This window comes from Hwangdonia seohaensis (assembly GCF_031932625.1).
GTDB classification, from domain to species: Bacteria; Bacteroidota; Bacteroidia; order Flavobacteriales; family Flavobacteriaceae; genus Hwangdonia; species Hwangdonia seohaensis.
This window is the reverse complement of the sequence record NZ_JAVSCK010000005.1, coordinates 248,613-269,605: the sequence shown is the minus strand read 5'-3', so window position 1 is coordinate 269,605 and position 20,993 is coordinate 248,613. Positions and strand designations below refer to the sequence as shown.

The window sequence follows — 20,993 nt, the reverse complement described above, 5'->3', positions numbered from 1 at the left end:
CTATTTTTTACGTATTAAAAAATCCTCTATTCCCTTACGCTCTCCTTCCCAATCCCTACTAAAGTTCCTTTTAATTACTTTAGCGGGCACACCACCCAGGAGAATGTTGTGGCCTAAATAGGCATAATCCTTATTTAACAAGCTATTAGAAGCCACCACACAATAGTCTGGTGTTTTGGTTCCTGGCATAATACTGTTTCTGTTTGCTATTGAATTGTAATTGCCTATATAAATTGGCGCACTCAACGGAAGCCTCTTTTTGGTTACCGTATCAAACATACTATGAAAATTAGTATCTAATAGCTGGCTTTGGTAGCCAATTCTTGCCCATTGACCCAATACAATTTTATTGGTGCAAAAAAGTTTTACATCAGACCCCAAACAGGTCATGTGTCCAAACTCGCAGTACGCACCTAAACCAATGTACAATAAATTATCTTTTCCAATATGAACATGCCCTTTAACAACAAGTTGACCTGATAGATTTAATTCAGCGACACTTTTTTGTCGCGTTCCCAACTCAAATTGTTGGCCAAAACCCAACATTGCTCTTCTTATAGGTGCATCAATAATAATTTTGCCTTTTAAACAGGTAAGCTTAACACTACCATAAAAATACACGGGTAATTTAATGGCTACTTTAAAAGGGAATTTCTTAAAATTAAAATACAACGTCTTGATCCAATTAACAGATAATTGAAATTTTAACCAATAATATAACTTCCGAAGTGGCTTATCCATTTATTTGCTTTTCTTGTTAAATGACATAAGAAATTCCCTAATAGGAACCTTTTTGTTAAAAATATAAAATAAATAAATGAGTGACAAAACACCAGCCACAGCCATAGTTACATGCTTTAATATGGATTTTTCTAAAAAAGACAATGAAAAAACCACAAGACAAATAACCAAACATTTAAAAAGTATATTATAAATTTCGCTATTTAAAGATATGCCGTATTTATTTTCCACTATAATTTTTATTCCAATAAAATGAAAAAGATAATAGAGTGAAAAAGCTATACCAACACCATTTAATTGAAATAAGTAATACCCAGACAAAAGCATAATAAGGTAAAGTGAGCTAAACCCTAGGCTTGTTTTTATAAAAACTCTTGAGTCTCCTTTAGCAATAATAATATAGCCAAGGCTCCATGATATTGCCTTAAAAAGCATCCCTAGAACACCTATTGATATCATGAGTACTATGGAACTGAATTTTTCAGAAAAGAGCAGTTTCACTAGTAACGGTGCAAAAATTATAAAAAAGATAATAATCACGGTTATTAAAACAATAGAAATAAATGCCTGTTGAAATGTTAATTTCTTTATTTTATCATTTTCATTACATACCAAGGAAAGTTTAGGAAAATAATTTTTGCTCATAACCAAAAAAATGATGCCAACATAAGAATTAAGAATTAGCAATCCTGCGCCATAAAACCCTACTTCATCAATCCCTCCTTGAAAACTAATTCCCGTTTGGACCAAATATTCAGACAGGGTTCTTGTCAATCCACTCAACCCTAATGCCATGCCTAAATATATCATCTCTTTGCCTTCAACAAAAGTGGGCTTAAAAGCTATTTTCTCTTTACTTTTATATATAGGATTAACATAAAAATATGAAAAAACAAAACTGATAAATGTTGAAGCTACAATGGCTGGGGCAATGGCATCAAAACCCCAATAAAGATACATGGGTAATGTAACGATTAGAGCCGCAAAATTGGCAAACAAATTGCTTTTTGCAAATAACCTTAATCTACTTAAACTCTCTAATATTGTTAAATACCCCTGTGTTATCTGCCTAAATAAAACGGCTAGGGACAACCAAATAAAGGACACTGTAAAATCTTTACTACCAAAAGCTATTTGACTTAAATATGGTGAAAAAACAAGAGTAATCAATGCACCAAAAACACCCGTAAATAAAATCAATTTTTTAAAGATTAGAATCTTTTTTTTTAAGGCTTCATCGTTTTTTATGCCCAAAGATTCTGAAATGCTTTTAATCCCACTTGAGTCTAGCCCAAAACCTGTAGCGCTGCCCAAAACATTTAAAGATGTATTTAAAAGCGTTAAAATACCAATACCAGAAGGGCCTAATATTAGGGCTACAACCTTTGTTTTAATAACAGAAATAATGATATTTAAAAACTGAACCCCACCAAATAATGACGTTGCTTTTAAAATTTGCTTATATGCGTTTTTTTCGCTGTCCACCAAGAATTAAAAACTGTTAATTAGCTTTACTATTTTAAGAACCTGTTCACTATTCAATCCTGTATTTAAAGGTACACTTAAGACTTCATTATGGATTTGTTCTGTAATTGGCAGTTTTAAACTGCCAAATTCTTGATACGCTTTTTGATGATGTATTGGTATTGGGTAATGAACTATGGATTCCACACCATTTTTATAAAGATATTCTCTAAGTAAATCTCTTTTATTACTCCGAATAACAAACAGGTGGAAAACATGTTGACTAAGGATTTTGCAGTGAGGAAGTATAATTTTTTCGTTTTTTGTTAGCTCAAAGTATGTTCTTGCAATGCCCTGTCTTCTAATGTTGTCTGTTTTAAGGTGTTTTAATTTAATCCTTAAAAATGCAGCTTGAATTTCGTCTAATCGACAATTGCGCCCTTTTATATCGTTTTCATAAGAGGATGCTCTTCCGTAATGTCTCATTTTAAAAATAACATCAGCAAGCGCTTTATCATTTGTGGTAACCGCTCCAGCATCAGCCAAAGCACCTAAATTTTTAGTGGGGTAAAAACTAAAAGCCGCAGCATTTGAAACATTTCCTGCTTTTCTACCATCTATAGTAGCAGCTCCATGCGCTTGTGCTGCATCTTCGATTAAAACCAGATTATTATTTATTGCTATTTTTTCCAACTGCTCAACATCATAAAGTCGTCCGTATAAATGAACCCCCAAGATAGCCTTAGTTTTTGAGGTTATTGCCTTTTCAATTAGAGAAGGATCAATATTAAACGTGTTTATGTTTGGCTCAACCAAAACTGGCCTTAAACCTGAATTACTAATAGATAAAACACTGGCAATGTAGGTGTTGGCCGGTACAATAACCTCATCATTTACCTTTAAAACACCCAAGGTTTTATAAGCTTCAAAGATAAGTTCCAAAGCATCCAATCCATTGCTCACCCCAATACAATGCTTAGTGCCACAATAAGCTGCAAATTCTTTTTCAAAGCCGATAACTTGCTCTCCTAAAATATAGTGTCCGTTGTTTAAAAAATTATCGAATGATTTTTTAAAAACGTCGTAGTAACGCTGATTTACTAATTTTAAATCTAAAAACCTTATCATAGCATCACATTGTTTAGCAAAGGATGGCTGTTGACTTTTATCTCATAAAAATCATGAACTATGGGTGATGCTCCAAAACTTTGTTTCCAATTGAGCAACCCCAAATTGATATTCTTTCCTTGGTTTTCATTTGAAATCCCAAAGTCGAAATACGTCTTGTTTTTATAAACTGTTGTCAAAAGTTGATGAATCAAAAAGTCTAATGCACCGTCTTTAATATTTTTTTTGGTTGAAACATACTGCAAATGCGCTACTTTTTCAGTTTCAAAAACAGTGCACCCTGCCAATAAACCGTCATCATCAAAAACATTAAACTGTTTAATATTATAGGGGAAAGTTTGTTTCAACCTTGTTATTTCTTCAAGGGAATGGACGGGCTTTACGTTAAATTTTTTTTTTAAATTCGGTATTAATATTAAATTCCAAAACGAGGGCAAGTCAGTGTCGTCTACAAACTTTAAATTTTGGGCTTTTTTTATTTTTCGTTTCCTTAGTGTAGAATACTGATTTTTTTTATCTAATTTTATGGTCATTGAAAGGTCACGTCTAAATAATTTGGCTTTCAAAATAAACATGAGATAATCTAAATCATCTGAAGGTTTATTGCAATATATCTTGGGTATTTGTTTAAGAATAATTTTTTTTATGTCGTTACGTTCTAAAAAAACCAAAACACATTTGAGAGCTTCAAAAACAGTTTTAAAAGCAACTTTATTTGGCAATAAAAATCCGCCATAACTCAAACCTTGATGAGAATAAAGCAACTCGCCATCTAAGTTAGCGGGCAATATCGTAATCAATTTGTTTTTACGATATACCAGCAACGAAAAATCCCTAAACCTATCAGAATGATATTCCATAAAATCACGATGAAATAAAAATGTTGCATTTCTAGATGTATCCAAAAAATCATTCCATTCCTTATAATTTGATGATGAATATTTAACTACTTTGTAATCTTCCATTATTAGTGTTTTGACAAGAAACAATTATAGCCTTGTTTTTAATCCTTTTCAACTTCCACCCCAAAAAGCGAGCTTCCGAATATTAATAAAATGATGCCGTAGTACATTAAGTAACTCACAAAATGCCCTATCACTGCTCCTACTACGCCAAACATATTAATAAAGTACACACTTGTTATATACAAAATAACCACTAAAAATGTTTCGGTTACCACATAGTGCCAAAACATTTTTTTTGCTAAAAACTGATAGGCTATCACCAAAGATAAAACCTTTAAGAAGTCGCCCAATAATTGCCATAAAAACAAGTCTTCAACGGGTTTAAATTCTTCAGTAAAAACAAGCGTTACAATAAATGGCTTTAATAAATATATCAAAAATAAAGCAAGCACCAATACGGGTATTACGGTTTTATAAAATCCAAAAACTTCTTTTCTAAATTCCTTAACCGTATCGATTTCAGTAAATCTGGGTAAAATATAAAGTGCCATTAACGAGCTAACCAACATTAAGTAGTATTTGGATATGCGCGTCATAGCCTCCCAAAAACCAGCATCTTTATAACCTATGTTTTCAATTATGTACGATCGAATTGCCAAAGCAACAAGGGGTAACAAAACAGCCGAAAACAACGCCATGATCGAGTACGAGCTCAACCGTTTAAAATAGGCAAAACTAACTTGCTTCACCTGAATAAGCGGTGTTAAACTACGCCTATTTATAATGCCTACCAAAGTGATTAAAAATATTAAGGATTCTGCAATGACAACCGAAATTAAGGCCCCATCTATATTGTTTTGATAAATCAATAGCAAGGTGATGGACACACCTAAAATCTGACCTATAATGTTTATTATAATGAGTATTTTATACTTTGAAAAGCCATTCATTATGGAAAACGAAAACATATTCAAAGCATAAAAGGGCAGTACAAAAGCAAATATTTTAATTACATAAGCATAGTTGCTGTAATTTGGGAAGATTAAATTATTGATATTTTCTGCATTAAAATAACATAAAAGCGACACCGAAATTGAAGATACAAAACCAAAATAATAAACCGTAGAAATGGTTTTGCTTAACCTAACTATGTTATCTTTATATTCCGCTATATACTTTACAGAGCCTTTATATAGCCCCAGTATAGCTACAGATTGGGCAGAACCAACAAAGTTTCGTAAATTACCTATTAACGCAAGACCTTCAGCCCCAATAAAAACAGCAATGGCTTTTGATGTTAATATACCAGCAATCATTCTAGTTAAAATGGCAGCTGTTTTTAGCGAAGTAATTTTTATTAAAACGTTATTGTTTATGTAATCTATTAATTTCTTCAATTAATATGAATTTACTTTTTCTTAAAAAGGTTTATAATTTAATGCCATTTTTTATTTAAAAACACCACTATGAAATGTGTGTTTTCTGAATGAACCAAATATACAAAATCATTTAACGTATTTAGTTTAATAATAGTATAGATAAAAACCTGTGAAATTATTAGGAAGAAACGCTGCCCATGCCATATAACCAAGTGAAATACATTTATTGAAAACGGGTAATGGCAAAACGGTTGCCTATATACGCCGTTTCCGTAGTTCCCAAAAACCTTTTTTTTTAAGCCATAAAAAAAGAGAAACCCTAATTAGAATTTCTCTTTATTTTTTTTGCTAATGCATGACATTAGATGGATTTATTTCTTTTACGCTCAACTTCCGTTAAAAATATTTTACGTAAACGTATGTGCTTCGGTGTTACCTCAACATATTCATCTTTTTGAATATACTCCAAAGCTTCTTCTAAAGAAAACTTAATTGCCGGAACAATTTTAGCTTTATCGTCAGCCCCTGAAGAACGCACGTTGCTCAACTTTTTGGTTTTGGTTACGTTAACCGTCATATCATCACCACGAGAGTTTTCACCAATGACCTGTCCTTCGTATATATCTTCACCCGGATCAACAAAAAACTTACCTCTATCCTGTAATTTATCAATAGAATACGGAATGGCCTGTCCTTTCTCCATAGATACCAAACTTCCGTTTTGACGCTCTGGAATACCGCCTTTTAACGGTTGGTATTCTTTAAATCGGTGGGCCATAATAGCTTCTCCAGCCGTAGCGGTTAACAACTGATTACGCAAACCAATAATACCTCTTGACGGCACGATAAACTCGCAAACCATACGGTCTCCTTTGGCTTCCATACTTAGCATTTCGCCTTTACGCAGGGTAACCATTTCAATGGCTTTACCTGAAACTTCTTCGGGTAAATCAATCGTCATTTCTTCAACTGGCTCACATTTTACTCCATCAATTTCTTTTATGATTACTTGGGGTTGCCCAATTTGCAATTCGTAACCTTCGCGACGCATCGTTTCAATTAAAACCGATAAGTGCAAAACGCCACGACCAAAAACCATAAATTTATCGGCACTATCGGTTTCTTCAACTCGAAGTGCTAAATTCTTTTCCAATTCTTTAGTCAATCTGTCTTTTATATGACGAGATGTTACATACTTTCCGTCTTTCCCGAAGAACGGCGAGTCGTTAATGGTAAATAACATACTCATCGTAGGCTCGTCAATAGCAATGGTTTTTAAACCTTCTGGCGCTTCAAAATCGGCAACGGTATCGCCTATTTCAAAACCTTCAAGACCAACAATGGCGCAAATATCACCCGTTTGAACCTCGTCTACTTTTAAACGCCCTAAACCTTCAAAAGTATGCAGTTCTTTAATTTTATTTTTCACAATAGAACCATCGCGCTTTACCAACGAAATATTTTGTCCTACTTTTAATTCGCCTCTCGTTAAACGCCCAATAGCAATTCGTCCAGTAAACGACGAAAAATCTAAAGATGTAATCAACATTTGCGTATTGCCCTCTGGTAATTTAGGAGCTGGAATATGTTCGATAACCATATCCAACAAAGGCTCAATGTTTTTGGTTTCATTTTGCCAATCATCGCTCATCCAATTATTTTTTGCCGAACCGTAAACGGTTGGAAAATCCAATTGCCATTCTTCGGCGCCAAGCTCAAACATTAAGTCAAAAACCTTTTCGTGTACCTCATCTGGTGTACAGTTTTCTTTATCCACCTTATTAATTACCACACATGGCTTCAAACCTAAATCTATGGCTTTTTGCAATACAAAACGAGTTTGTGGCATTGGGCCTTCAAAGGCATCAACTAAAAGCAAAACACCATCGGCCATATTTAAAACACGCTCCACTTCACCTCCAAAATCGGCGTGACCAGGCGTATCGATAATATTAATTTTGGTGTCTTTATAAATTACAGATACGTTTTTTGAGGTAATGGTAATTCCCCTTTCACGTTCTAAATCATTGTTATCCAAAATTAAATCACCCGTGTTTTCGTTCTCACGAAATAACTGGCAGTGGTACATGATTTTATCGACCAAAGTGGTTTTACCATGATCGACGTGCGCAATGATTGCAATGTTTTTAATGTTAGCCATAATATATGCTCCTTTTTTTTGGGCGTGCAAAGTTACTTATAAATAATGAATATATTATTGTGTTTATTCATTGAAAATTCAAAAAATCTGAATTTAGAATTCTGAATTAGTATCTTTGTAGCCTTAAATTTGCTGAAACCATTTTTTATGAAGCTTCAAGATATCCCAAAAATAAAACACACACAATCCAATAACTTCTTTCTTTTATGTGGCCCTTGCGCCATTGAAGGCGAAGACATGGCTTTAAGAATTGCCGAAAAAGTAGTTAACATAACCAACAAACTGGACATTCCATACGTTTTTAAAGGCAGCTTTAAAAAAGCCAATAGAAGTAGAATTGACAGTTTTACAGGTATTGGAAACGAAAAAGCTTTAGAGATTTTAGCTAAAGTTTCAGAAAAATTTGATGTGCCCACGGTTACCGATATTCATGAAACCAGCGATGCTGCTTTAGCGGCGCAGTATGTTGATGTACTGCAAATTCCTGCTTTTTTGGTACGCCAAACCGATTTGGTGGTTGCCGCTGCCAAAACCGGTAAAGTGGTCAATTTAAAAAAAGGGCAATTCATGAGTCCGGAAGCTATGAAACACGCCGTACAAAAAGTAAAGGATGCTGGTAGCGATAAAGCGTGGATAACCGATAGAGGCACTATGTTTGGCTACCAAGACATGATTGTGGATTTTCGAGGTATTCCAACCATGCGCCAATACGCACCAACGGTTTTAGATGTTACGCACTCGCTACAACAGCCCAACCAAAGTGCTGGCGTTACAGGCGGCAGACCGGATATGATTGAAACCATTGCTCGTGCGGGTATTGTTAACCACGTTGATGGTTTGTTTATTGAAACACATTTTGATCCCGCAAATGCTAAAAGTGATGGCGCCAATATGTTGCATTTGGATAATTTGGAAGGTCTGTTAACCAATTTAGTGGCTATCAGAAAAACAATAAATAGTCTTTAAACTATTTGTTATAAAACGATTTCCCTTTTTGTTTTTCAGCTTCCTTTAGAATGGCTATAAATATATCATTATCTATATCTTCTAAAGTGTGGTAACGCAGCGATTTCACTACTTTACGATTCTCGCTAACTAGGTGTTCATCAAATTTTGAGAGGTACGCCGAATGCCAAAAACCCACGTCTACAAATTGCTTTTTATGACTGGCATTTAAGTAGCAAACCGGTGTTTCCCCTAAGTAATAACAAGGAATCCGCCATTTGTATTTTAATGCTGCATTAGGAATGGTGTGCTCTATAATCACCTGAATATGCATCAAAATTGAACGAAAGGGTTCGGGTTGGTTTAATATATAGACTTCGGCAGGATTCACAATGCTAATTTAATAATTTAAGCATAAACACTAAATAAAGCGGTATGTTTTTAGCGTAAATACTTATTGAAATCCGTTATGTAAAACCTATCAAAAAAGAAAAAGACAACATAATTGTTTTCTTTTTCGATAATTTTTCAATTTCGTTCTCTTAAAAAAAGCATGTAATTTGTCTTTTTTTACTTCGATTTTTTTGGCAATACTTCTTCAGGAAAAGGGAATAAAATGGTAGAATTCTTCTCTGCTGCTATATTAGACAAGGTTTGATACAACCTCAACTTTATGGCTGATGGCGATTGATCAATTAATTTTCCTGCTTCTAGTAATTTACCTGCAGCCTGCTCTTCTGCCAAGGCCAAAATAATACGCGCCCGTCTAGAACGCTCTGCTTCTGCCTGATTAGCCATCATGCGCTTCATGTTTTCGGGTAGTTGGATATCCTTTATTTTCACATCTATAATATCTATACCCCAATCTTTGGTTTCAACTTCTACTATCTTTTTAATATTGTTCCCCATTTCTTCACGTTTAGACAGAATGGTATCCAATTCAACCTTACCGCAAACATCCCGTAAGGCCGCTTGCGACAACTGTGTAATGGCAAAGGTATATTCTTCAACTTCTAACACCGCCATTTCCGGATCGATAACCTTAAAAAAAACAACCCCGTCAATACTACAAGGCACATTGTCTTCGGTCATAACCTCTTGAGAAACCACATTAATGGTAATAACCCTAATATCAACAACTTGTATGGTTTCTATTAACGGAATAATCCATCTAAACCCAGGCTGTAGTGTTTCAATATATTTACCAAACCTAAATTTTAAAGCTCGTTTGTACTCATAAATTATCCGTATCCCCGAAAGTATGAATACGATAATAAATATCGTAAATATTAATATTGGATTCATGACACTTTATTTTAAATTAATAACACTATAAGATAATGAATTTCAACGAAAAAAGGACCCATCTTTAAAACAATTATAAGGTCGAAAAACAAAAATTAAGAAAACTTTTATTGTTCTATTTGAAATAATTTATTTACTTTGCAATTCAAAGTACTTTTATATGGAATCAAAAGATTATTTAAAAGACATTAGCGAGATAAAGGATTTAATGAACAAATCCTCTCGTTTTATATCACTTAGCGGATTATCAGGTATCCTTGCTGGCATTTATGCGCTTATTGGCGCTGCCATAGCCTATTGGCTCGTTATGGCATACAGCAATGGTACATTAATTTTAGATGGTAAAATTTTCAGACTGGTTATGCTCGATTTATTTTTGGTTGCCGCATTAAGTATTTTAACGGGCATCTTTTTAACCACCAAAAAAGCAAAACAACAGGGAGCGAAAATTTGGAACGCCACATCAAAACGATTGGTAATTAACTTTTTAATTCCTTTGGTAGTTGGTGGTTTGTATATTTTAATCATTTTAAATCAGCAAAAATACGGTCAAACTGCTGCGTTAATGCTCATGTTTTACGGATTGGCATTGGTAAACGCCTCAAAATACAGCATAGGCGATATCCGGTATTTAGGTTATATTCAAATTATTATAGGCTTAATTTGCGCTTGGTTTCCCGGATACGGATTTTGGCTTTGGATATTGGGTTTTGGTATTATGCATATTGTTTATGGCACTTGGATGCATTTTAAATATGACAGGACGTAATGTTCTCGCAAAGACGCTAAGTCGCAAAAGAAAGACTGCAAACTGAGTACTGTTGACTGAATATTAAAAAATGAGCATTATAACCAACATAAATAAAGCATTCGACCACCGAATTAGACTGGGCATCATGTCTGTTTTAATGGTTAACGAGTATGCCGATTTTAATATGCTAAAAGAACTTTTGGGCGCCACCGATGGCAATTTGGCAAGCCACACCAAAGCCTTGGAAAAAGCGGAATATATAAAAGTAGAAAAACAATTTATTGGCAGAAAACCAAACACGCGTTATTCAACCACCAAACTGGGAAGAGCGGAATTTAAAAAGCATATTGACGCCCTTGAAAAATTGATTAACAAACAATAATGGCTTATAAAGTCGAAAAAAGATGAATTATTTCGTAGACAAAAATTCAATAGTTAGGGAAATATGGGGAAAGAGCGATACTATTCTCCTAATTTTTGCTGGAGCTTCGGCAGAATTTGCGCTTAACAAAGCTGTGGATTGGTTGTATTTTACCGGCAAGCTTCCAAAAGATCCTTTAGGACGATTGTTTTCAACGGTGGCTTACGCACGAGGCATTGTGTTTTCAGAAAAGGAAACGGCATTTAAAACCATCAAGCATATTAATGCCATACACCGTTCGGTAGAAAAAAAACGCGGAAAACCCATACCAAATTGGGCTTATAAAGATGTACTTTTTATGTTGATAGACTACTCTATAAGATCGTTTGAAATTTTAGAACGACCGCTAAAAACACACGAAAAAGAAGACGTATTTCATGTTTTTTTAGAAGTCGGCCAACAGATGGAAATAAAAGATTTACCAAAAACCTATGAGGGTTTTAAAGCCATGCGCTTATTGCATCTCAATCAAAATTTATACCATGGTTCATTTACCAAAGATTTACTTAAACAATACCGAAAACATTTAGGTTTACTGAGGTATAGGTTGCTATTGGAATCACAAATACTAATCACACCAAAACCGGTTCGGGAATTGTTGCACCTCAAATCCTTTTCAATATTAAAACCGCTGATACCGCTATACAAAATAAGCCGAACCATCAATCTAGATACATTTTTAAAAGCCATCATTTTACCACTGGAATACAAAACCCAAATTAGAGCCCTCAATCAAACCAATTGAGAACGAACATATTTTTTTAATCTTATACTTTGAAAAACAAAGTACTTTTAAATGTGATAAACACCATTTCTAAAACAATAAAAAACAAATTAAACACGCATTATGGAACGCTCAAACACACCACAGGAAAACAAACAGCAAAACAAATTCGGCAACTGGTTAAAAACCTCCATTACGGCACGTATGCTTATGGTAGGGTTTTTAGTCATTATTTTACTCATACCACTGTCTTACATAAACAGTTTAATTAACGAACGTGCTTTTAGGCAAGCTGATGTGGTTAACGAGATAAACGATAAATGGGGAAACCATGTTTTGGTTTATGGCCCTATTTTAAAATTGCCGTACAAAACCTATAAAGAAACCACCATTTATAATAAAGAATCAAACACCTATTCCACCGAAACGCAAACCCACATAAAGTATGCTTACATTTTTCCCGAAAGCTTAAACACCAAGGTTTCGGTAGATTCAAAAACCCTAAAACGCGGCAATTTCGAGTCGGCGGTTTATACCTCTAAAATGAATTTTTCAGGAAACTACATAAAACCCCAACTCGCATTAAAAGATATTAAAGACGCCGATATTGTTTGGAACAAAGCCACAATCATCATTAAAACCTCAAATTTAAAAGGCATTAAAAACGAAATGCTCATCAGTTTAAATCACTCAAAATACGCTTTCGAAACCAATTTCAACAACACCAACAATTCCTATTTAAACGAATTGGAATCCGCATTCATTAAAAAAGAAGATTTGCCATTTGAAGCCCCAAAAAATTTCGAATTCGATATGACTTTTAACGGAAGCGAGCAAATAGAAATAATTCCTATTGGTAAAACAACCACCATGGACATGACATCAAATTGGGCAGACCCCAGTTTTATGGGCAATTATCTGCCCAACGACGAAACCAAGGAAATAACCAAAGATGGCTTTAAGGCCCATTGGAAAGTGCTGCACATAAACCGAGCCTTTTCGCAACTGCATTTAAACAACATACCAAAGCTAAATCAGTTTGCATTTGGCACAAAATTCATGGTTATGGTCGACGAATACCAAAAAAGCGAACGCTCCGCAAAATACGGATTCCTGGTTATCGGGCTTACCTTTTTAATATTTTTCCTCATTCAAACCCTGAGCAAAATAAACATCCACCCGTTTCAGTATTTAATGATTGGGCTCGCACTCACCATGTTTTACACGCTGCTCGTCTCCATATCTGAACACAGCAACTTTTTAAAAGCCTACGTCATCGCAGGCATTTCGGTAATCGCGCTCATCACCCTGTACTCAAAATCCATATTAAAAACATTTAAGTTCCCGCTATTCATCGGGCTATCGCTAACCGCACTTTACACCTTTATTTACGTCATCATCCAATTGGAAAACTACGCGCTTTTAGTAGGCAGTATCGGCCTGTTTTTAATACTCGCCATCGTCATGTTTGTATCACGAAAAATAGATTGGAACAACGGATGATTTCATTAAACACTAATTATTTGGGCGTTACCCCGAAAACATCGGGGTCGCGCTTTACACTATATCTTTTTAAACGTCATTACGAGGACGAAGGACACGGCAATCTGCCAAATTTTAGCACTATCAATAATGCATTTCCCTCAAGTTTAAAAAGGATGCCGTTTCAATCGCTAACGCACCTGTTTGCTGGGTATAGTGATAAATCGACAGTCAAAAACATATTTGAAAAGTCATACCATAAAAAAATGAAAGATTTAATAAATTCAAGTAAAGCCATAGCTATAATAAGTTTTGCAATTGGCACTATATTATTTGTGCTTCAATTATATTTTAGAAAATCGGTTGTATTCATATACCCAGGAATCATATTCATTCTAATAGCAGTAATAATAAATTCCATATTACTAATAGCTTTAGTTTTTTCATTAATAGGCTATATAAATCAAAGATTAGAATTGTTAAAAACTTGCGGTCTTGTTTTATTAAATATTCCAATAGCCATTTTATATTTCTATATTTTAATTGAAACTTTATGATACTCAACAAAACCTATTTAACCATAACCATTCTTCTGTTTATTACAGAAATAGGTATTGCCATGTTTCTAAAAAGCGGATTTATACGCCATACCTTTGGCGATTATTTGGTTGTTATTTTAATCTATTGTTTTTTTAAAAGCTTCATAAAAATCAACTCCTTTAAGCTTGCCATTCTGGTTTTGGTATTTGCTTTTACTATTGAATTATTACAATTAGTAAATCTTTTAAAACTGCTCAATCTTCAAAATAACCAATTGGCAAAACTTGTTTTGGGCAGCACATTTCATGTTTCAGATTTAGTGGCTTATACGTTGGGCATCATTACTGTATTAATTATAGAAACCAGATTTTTCAGGTTTTTAAAACATAAGAGTTCGGAAGACGAAATATTGGCAAAAAAATGAGCATAATATATGAAAACAGCTAGTTTTTTATTTAAAACCAAACCGCATTTAATTCCCCTCCTTGGAGGGGTTAGGGGTGGGTAAATTAACACAACCGGTCAGTTAAAGAAGTGAAAATATAAAACCCACCCCTAGCCCCTCCGCGGACGGGAACAGCTTATCGTAAGTTTTTAACTTTCGAACAGTAACGTTTTTAAAACCTGACAGGTCTCATTAAAATCACAACCATGGATAACATAAAACACCTCTTTATAAACCGATTTAAAACCTTCGCACTGTTAAGTACTTCAATGGCTTTTTGCATTGTATTACTTATGCTTAGAATGAAGTTGACGCATTCCTTTTTCTACTTGTTTTTGGTCTGGAACTTGTTTTTAGCAGCCGTTCCATTTGCCATAACCACATATTTGTTAAGCCTCCCCAAGCTTAATAAATTTGCACTCTTGGTTTGGTTTTGCGTTTGGCTGCTTTTTTTACCCAATGCCCCTTATATAGTTACCGATTTAATTCATTTACAACTCAGCTCCGCTCCTATTATTTGGTTAGATATACTAATGGTGAGTGCCTTTGCCGCTAACGGATTGCTATTGTTTTATTTATCCATTTTAGATATGAAAGTTATTTTAAAACCTTTTTTTAAAGATAAATTATTAAACTACGGCGTAATATTTATTCTGTTTTTATCTAGTTTCGGCGTGTATTTAGGGCGTTTTTTACGTTACAATTCTTGGGAAATTTTAAGCCATTCAAAATATTTAATAACCGATATTTTAAATATGATTATACAACCCTACGCCAATAAATTGGCGTGGTTATTTGTTTTATTATTTGGCGCTTTTTTAACCGTTGGCTTATTGGTGTTTAAAAATTTGAATAATACCAATAAAAATAGCCTGTAACTAAAACCCAATAATTTTCGTCTTATATTTAAGTAAAAAACAATAAATGACAGTTAAACTATATATAGTCTCATTTTTGCTGCTCGTTTCTTGCTCTAAAAACGAACATAACAAAAACCAAAACACCGCGCACCTAAAATACTTTGGGTTTGCCATTACAGATTGTGGCGCTAATTATTTAAACCATGTGGACGATTTTGTAAACCTTGTAGATATGTGCACCACAGATTTAACTAGCTTGAAAAATAGAGTAGAAACAAACACGCTAAACAACAATAAAGTTATTATTCATCTTCAAGGGTTATTTATTAATCCTGTTGTAGATTCGGGTTCTCCAACAGGAATTAGATATGAATTATTAAGCAATTATGCTGAATTGTTCAATACTTGGAAAACTAATAACACGTTTATTTCTTCTGAAAAAGTTGCAGCTTTTACCGTTGCCGACGAACCTGCTTGGAACAACATGAATATGGCCGATTTAGCCACCATCACCAAATTTATAAAACAGGCATTTCCTAACATTCCCATTATGGTTATTGAAGCACCCGATGTTATCGATAATTTAGAGATAACCGATGATATAGGTTGGATTGGCTTTGACAGATATGCCACTTTAGACCCTTTAAACGACCCCGAATACTTAAACCGATTGAAGCTTGTAAAATCGAAACGAACCAATAGCAACCAAAGACTTGTATTGATAATGGAATCGCAATGGCTGGATTATTACAGCGATGAAGGTTTTAAGGAATCGGTTTTAATACAGATGGCAAACAGTTATTACGAATTGGCCAAAAAAGAAAATGATGTTATCGCCCTCATCTCCTATTTGCTCCCAAGCGGTTTTGATACGCCGGACCAAAAAGGTTTTTTGGACTTAAACGCAGAAGTTCAAGAAACCATAAAAGCTATTGGAAAACAAATAGTCAATTAAAAACTATTCCAAATCATCAACATAATCCTGTAAGTAAGCAAAGCGTTCGGTGAGCTTTCCATTTTCGGTAATTTTGGCGCGTTCCAAAATTCCATCGGCATCGTTATTAAAAAATGCAGGAATAACGTGTTCCAAAAACATTTCGCCAAACCCTTCGCTGGCGTCTTTTGGGAGTTCGCAGGGTAAATTATCTACGGCCATAACGGTTATGGCGTTTGCAGCATTAAAAGCCACCTCGCTTTCGGTTTGCGCGTCGTAGCCATAAAACGGATCTGCAATTGTCGATGCCCGTATGGTTGAAGCTATGGGGCCATCAATATCGCAAGAGATATCGGAAACCAAATTGATTTTAAATTCGGGGTTTTTGGCATCTTCCCTGGTAAATAAAAAGGGGGCATTGTTCCCGTAAAAATGACCTGCTATAAAAAAATCGGATACTTTGGCGTAGGGCATAAAATTGCTTTCGTAATCTGTTGGGTCTGCATAAAACTCGGCCTTGTCGCCTACTTTTCCGTCTTTACGTTTGTTGTATTCCATAACATCGACCATACAATACACCGGTTCGGTAAATTTTGTGGTTAAATACAAAGCATCACTAACTTGCTTGATGTTTAAATGGTCCAGAATTTCTTTGGCGCCCTGGGCTACTTTTCCGGTTCCGGAGAGTACTATTTTAATATTTGGCAGCTCGATTTTATCTAATTCTGCTTTTACGGCATCTAAGTCCGCAAGGGTTTCCACCTTTGGGAGATTGAACAGGTTATCTCTTAAACCCAAAGCTCTAAACCCGTTGTAAGCACCAACTAAACCCGCATAACGCCCAAAGCCTATTAACCGAAATCCCTCATTATTTACAATGGTTTCGTGATCGTAAAGTTCTATGTTTTTTTCTAGAATAGCTTTTAGCAATTTGCGATTATAGGGTTGCTTTTTTATGGTATGCGAAAAGAAAAAGTATTTTTTATTGGGTATTAAATTTTTAATGGGCACTTCCTTTACGCCAATTAACACATCGCAATCTGACACATCGTTTGTTACCTTAAAACCTTTGTTTTTGTATTGATGGTCTGGAAAGACACGTATATTGGACGCTTCCACCTTAAATTCTCCTTGGGGGAATTTTGTTTTGGTTTCTGCAAATTTTTCGGGAGAGAATACCACCCGTCGGTCTGGTGGGTTTTTACGTTCTTTGATGATGGCAAACTTGATGTACATTTATTTAATTTGTTTGTGCTAATTTGATAAAATTTTTATTAACTGACAACTAATAATTTGGTATAAATTTTGTACATAATATACGGTATCTGTTTAGTTATTAAAACTTTTTGATACCTTTGCAGCCCGCGTTAAGGATTGAGGCATTTGTTGAAGCTCTTTTTTGTTTTTCGCAAAAAAAGCGACTGCCGAAAGCCTGACGCACTTTTGCCATTAAAAGCAAAAGTGGGTAACGCCCACTTCTCGATACGATTTTTAAATAAAAATCACTCGAAGTGACAAATTAATAAAGGGGTCGACTGGTTTTGACAGCGAGATTAATTGAACGGTAAGCACGTCGTGTAATGGCATTGAAACACGTAAAAGGCTAGACCAAATTTTAAACGGCGAGAATAACTACGCTTTAGCTGCATAATCTGAATTTATAGTAAGATTAGCCTAGGTACACAAGGTGTACAAGCTTTATGTCTCCGGAAAGCCTTGATTGACGGCGTTCCATTTTGAGGCATCGTAAATGTCAATATAGATTGGGCAGTGCTTTGATGCCCTTTTGAAGCTAAAGAAGCTAAGTTAAAAGTGGGTTGTCTTTAACCAGCTTTTAATCGAAAAAACAAGAAAAGAATAAACGTGTAGAAAGCCCTTTGGTTACTTGTTTGGACGAGAGTTCGATTCTCTCCGACTCCACTTATTGCGTATTGAAACGTATTAAAAAACCCTTCAAATCAATGATATGAAGGGTTTTTATTTTTTATCTAATGTTGGGTAACATCAGATAAAACCGCTTTTTAGATTAATCCAATTTTACGATTTTCAATGTGAACTGTTCATTTAAATTGCTATTAATCTTAGCTAAATATACATTTGGTGCTAAATCAGATATATCAAAAGGGTGTTCTTTATTAAAATCCCCTTTAAAGGTTTTTACCTGTTTTCCTGTTAAGTCGAAAATCGAAACCGATTCAACAAATGTATTTATCTGAAAAAACTCTGAAGTTGGATTTGGGTAGGCTTTAATAACATTTGTTTTTTCAGCTGTTGCAACGCTTAGGCTTGGGGTTTGCGAATATAAACGGTATTCACCGGGTTGTAAATTTATAGCCGCAGTAGGATTGGCAACATTTATGCTTGTGGTTGAAAATGAATCATACCAAGTTCCTGTTGCCGGAAAATTAGGATTAACAGATTGCGTAACGACATCAAAATTAGCAATAATTACCACGTCTAAACTACCAACATTGTCATAAAGATTGATACGTTTTACCAATCCACCAACGTCAAGATTAAAATTATTGGTATTAAATGTTGAAGGAAACTGCTTTTTTAACTGAATCATTTTTGCAGTAACATTGAACAAGTCCAATCGGTCTGAATCCGAATCGTAACCTAGAGTCCAAGCCACGGGTTTTTTATCTAATCTACAAGCGCCGTTTTCAATATCGCCATCACAATTAATGCTTTTGTCGTATCCTAATTCGCCAAATTGCCATAGCATTTTTGGCCCCGGAATTCCATAAAACACAACCGAAGCCGCTTCTTGCCTATCTAAAGCAGTACCTAAATCTTTAACATTATAACCACCGTTAACATTTCCGTAGGCCAAATTTTTAACCATTAAACGTTCTTCGTCATGGCTCTCCATATAACCCACAATATGCGGATTGTTCCAGCCTCTGTTGCTGTACGATGCCCATGAAATATCTGCACCTGTGGCATACCCCATAGTATTTTGATTGAAACTATGGTTTAAATTTCCCCAAAGCAAAATACCATAATTTGCTAATTCTGTTTCTTCTGTGTTATCGGATAAATGTTCAAAAATAACATAAGCTTCATTTCCTGGAGAATCATTCCAAACATGATCTGCAAAAGCCTTTAAATTTTGAATTCTAGAAGCATCGTAAGCACTAGCCCAATTATTGGCACCTGAATATATGGTGTTTGAAAATCCTTTAGTGAAATCGAAACGGAAACCATCAATTTTATATTCTTCCATCCAAAAGCTCAATACATCATTAAAAAAGTTAACCGTATAATTGGATTCGTGATTAAAATCGTAACCCCAATGCGCAGCCGTATTATCAACTAAATTATGGTTTTGGTTGTAATAAGGGCTATTTGCGGCGGGTCGATTATTTGCGCTATCCCAATACATTTGCAATAAAGGCGATTGCGAATAAGAATGATTAAAAACAACATCTGTAATTACGGCCATACCGCGTTGGTGGCAGGCATCAACAAATGCTTTTAAATCGTTTGCTGTACCATAAGCTTTATCTAATGCCATGTAAAAAGATGGGTTGTAACCCCAACTTATGTTGCCTTCAAATTCGTTAATTGGCATTAGTTCTATGGCATTTACACCTAGGTTTTGTAAATAATCTAAGTGTGTTATGGCATCTTGATACGAACTGCTTTCTGTGAAATCCCGCAAAAGCATTTCATATATAATAATGTTTTCTTTGTTGGGCCGTGTAAATGTTGTGTTTTGCCAAACATATTCTGTTTCATTTATTTTAAAGGTAGAAACAATTCCCGTGGTTTCTCCCGTTGGATATGCCATTAAGTTCGGGTATGTTGTGTTTGATATATACTGATCGTTATCAGGGTCAAGTATCTTTATTGAATAAGGATCGGCAACCTTTATACTATAATCTATGAAATATTGATAGGCATATTCGGTATTGGGATCTAAACCATTTACGGTTAACCAAAACGTATCGCCGTCTTTTTTCATTTGATAAGCCTGGTTGAGCGTCCAATTGTTAAATCCACCAATTAAAAAAACATCGCTTTTTAGTGGCGCTTGTAAAACAAATGTTACGGTGCCATCGCCATTATCGTTAAAACCATTTTTTAAGCCAGTTGGTAAGGTTTCGTTTTGAGTAGGTGTTTTTACATAAACCGAAATTTGCTCTGTTTTAGTCTCGCTGTTTTCGGTTGCAATGGCTTCAATGGTATAATTTCCTGTTGAAATAAATGTATAAGATTTGGAAATTGTAGTGGTGTTTGTTGCTGTTTGTTCGGAAACGTTATTTACCTTTAATTCTAAATCTGCATTTATACTAGATTCTGCGCTTATGGTAATATTATCGTTCAAATCAAAAACCGATTCATCTGAAGGATTGGTAATGCTAACATTTAAACCAGCCGCATAAATGGGAATAAAAATATCGGGTCTTGATTGTGCAGTTCCAGTACTGTTTCTAAAAACAATAGCAATATCGGTTACGGTTGATGAACCAGAGTTATAAAAAGTTGGGATATCAGGCGTAATTACCAATTGATAAGTGTTTGTGCCTGTAGGTGTTAATTGTGGCTGATTGGTATTATTTCCCCAAGAACCGATAACGTGTTTCCAATCGGTATTATTTGCCGATGCAGAAGTGAGCAAACCCGTATGTGCATATACATCTCCGGTGTAACCGTCCAATTCCGTTCCGGTTGCATCAAATGTAATAGTTATAATATCGGAAGCTGTTGGTATTACAGGCGATGTAGTAACCACTTGAGCCTGTGTTAATACCGTAATGAATAAAAAAAATGAGTATAGTAGTTTTTTCATTATCTATTTT

Annotated in this window: 18 protein-coding genes and 1 other RNA gene; 9 read left to right on the top strand and 10 right to left on the bottom strand. The window is 34.8% G+C overall.

Features of this window, described 5'->3' with window-relative positions; genetic code table 11:
* The 6 genes from RNZ47_RS15695 to typA form a co-directional block, all read right to left on the bottom strand.
* Positions 1–741, bottom strand: a complete 741-nt coding sequence (locus RNZ47_RS15695; RefSeq protein ID WP_311942579.1) for an acyltransferase — start codon at positions 739–741, stop codon at positions 1–3.
* Positions 742–2,226 carry an oligosaccharide flippase family protein gene (locus RNZ47_RS15690; protein WP_311942577.1) on the bottom strand — a complete coding sequence of 495 codons (1,485 nt, stop codon included), beginning with the start codon at positions 2,224–2,226 and terminating at the stop codon, positions 742–744.
* A gap of 6 nt (positions 2,227–2,232) precedes the next feature.
* Positions 2,233–3,333 (bottom strand): DegT/DnrJ/EryC1/StrS family aminotransferase, encoded by a 1,101-nt coding sequence (locus RNZ47_RS15685; RefSeq protein ID WP_311942574.1) that lies wholly within the window; start codon positions 3,331–3,333, stop codon positions 2,233–2,235.
* On the bottom strand, positions 3,330–4,298 hold the full coding sequence (locus RNZ47_RS15680) for a GNAT family N-acetyltransferase (RefSeq protein ID WP_311942571.1): 969 nt from the start codon (positions 4,296–4,298) through the stop codon (positions 3,330–3,332). Before RNZ47_RS15680 ends, RNZ47_RS15685 begins: the two co-directional genes overlap by 4 nt.
* Before the next feature lie 38 nt (positions 4,299–4,336).
* Positions 4,337–5,635: an O-antigen translocase gene (locus RNZ47_RS15675; protein ID WP_311942568.1), complete on the bottom strand. Its 1,299-nt coding sequence runs from the start codon at positions 5,633–5,635 to the stop codon at positions 4,337–4,339.
* Positions 5,636–5,978: 343 nt separating this feature from the next.
* Positions 5,979–7,778 (bottom strand): translational GTPase TypA, encoded by a 1,800-nt coding sequence (gene typA / locus RNZ47_RS15670; protein ID WP_311942564.1) that lies wholly within the window; start codon positions 7,776–7,778, stop codon positions 5,979–5,981.
* 147 nt (positions 7,779–7,925) lie between these two features.
* Here typA and kdsA point away from each other — a divergent pair, with 147 nt between their 5' ends.
* Positions 7,926–8,744, top strand: coding sequence for a 3-deoxy-8-phosphooctulonate synthase (gene kdsA / locus RNZ47_RS15665; protein ID WP_311942561.1), 819 nt, complete (start codon positions 7,926–7,928; stop codon positions 8,742–8,744).
* Position 8,745: 1 nt separating this feature from the next.
* Here kdsA and RNZ47_RS15660 read toward each other — a convergent pair whose 3' ends face one another.
* On the bottom strand, positions 8,746–9,114 hold the full coding sequence (locus tag RNZ47_RS15660; RefSeq protein ID WP_311942558.1) for a DUF1801 domain-containing protein: 369 nt from the start codon (positions 9,112–9,114) through the stop codon (positions 8,746–8,748).
* 179 nt (positions 9,115–9,293) lie between these two features.
* Positions 9,294–10,028, bottom strand: coding sequence for a slipin family protein (locus RNZ47_RS15655; RefSeq protein ID WP_311942555.1), 735 nt, complete (start codon positions 10,026–10,028; stop codon positions 9,294–9,296).
* Between the two features lie 160 nt (positions 10,029–10,188).
* Between RNZ47_RS15655 and RNZ47_RS15650 the strand changes: the two genes are divergently transcribed.
* The 7 genes from RNZ47_RS15650 (at position 10,189) to RNZ47_RS15620 (ending at position 16,206) form a co-directional block, all read left to right on the top strand.
* The gene (locus tag RNZ47_RS15650) at positions 10,189–10,797 is read left to right on the top strand and encodes a hypothetical protein (RefSeq protein ID WP_311942552.1); all 609 of its coding nucleotides are present in this window, start codon (positions 10,189–10,191) and stop codon (positions 10,795–10,797) included.
* Between the two features lie 70 nt (positions 10,798–10,867).
* Positions 10,868–11,161, top strand: coding sequence for a winged helix-turn-helix domain-containing protein (locus RNZ47_RS15645; RefSeq protein ID WP_311942550.1), 294 nt, complete (start codon positions 10,868–10,870; stop codon positions 11,159–11,161).
* A gap of 22 nt (positions 11,162–11,183) precedes the next feature.
* A complete protein-coding gene (locus RNZ47_RS15640; RefSeq protein WP_311942547.1) occupies positions 11,184–11,945 on the top strand; it encodes an oxygenase MpaB family protein in 762 nt (253 codons plus the stop codon).
* A 102-nt stretch (positions 11,946–12,047) separates the two neighbouring features.
* Positions 12,048–13,427 carry a cell envelope integrity protein CreD gene (creD, locus tag RNZ47_RS15635; RefSeq protein ID WP_311942545.1) on the top strand — a complete coding sequence of 460 codons (1,380 nt, stop codon included), beginning with the start codon at positions 12,048–12,050 and terminating at the stop codon, positions 13,425–13,427.
* A 532-nt stretch (positions 13,428–13,959) separates the two neighbouring features.
* Entirely contained in the window at positions 13,960–14,370 is a 411-nt protein-coding gene (locus tag RNZ47_RS15630; RefSeq protein ID WP_311942542.1) for a ribosomal maturation YjgA family protein, read from the top strand.
* 227 nt (positions 14,371–14,597) lie between these two features.
* Positions 14,598–15,269 carry a DUF1361 domain-containing protein gene (locus tag RNZ47_RS15625; RefSeq protein ID WP_311942538.1) on the top strand — a complete coding sequence of 224 codons (672 nt, stop codon included), beginning with the start codon at positions 14,598–14,600 and terminating at the stop codon, positions 15,267–15,269.
* Positions 15,270–15,315: 46 nt separating this feature from the next.
* Positions 15,316–16,206 carry a hypothetical protein gene (locus tag RNZ47_RS15620; protein ID WP_311942536.1) on the top strand — a complete coding sequence of 297 codons (891 nt, stop codon included), beginning with the start codon at positions 15,316–15,318 and terminating at the stop codon, positions 16,204–16,206.
* Between the two features lie 3 nt (positions 16,207–16,209).
* Here RNZ47_RS15620 and RNZ47_RS15615 read toward each other — a convergent pair whose 3' ends face one another.
* The gene (locus RNZ47_RS15615) at positions 16,210–17,415 is read right to left on the bottom strand and encodes an NAD(P)-dependent oxidoreductase (protein ID WP_311942970.1); all 1,206 of its coding nucleotides are present in this window, start codon (positions 17,413–17,415) and stop codon (positions 16,210–16,212) included.
* 297 nt (positions 17,416–17,712) lie between these two features.
* Here RNZ47_RS15615 and ssrA point away from each other — a divergent pair.
* Positions 17,713–18,108, top strand: a transfer-messenger RNA (tmRNA) gene (gene ssrA / locus RNZ47_RS15610).
* A 103-nt stretch (positions 18,109–18,211) separates the two neighbouring features.
* On the opposite strand, the gene RNZ47_RS15605 is transcribed toward ssrA, so the two are convergent.
* Complete coding sequence (locus RNZ47_RS15605) at positions 18,212–20,983, bottom strand: alpha-amylase family glycosyl hydrolase (protein ID WP_311942532.1); 2,772 nt, start codon at positions 20,981–20,983, stop codon at positions 18,212–18,214.
* Positions 20,984–20,993: the final 10 nt, after the last annotated feature.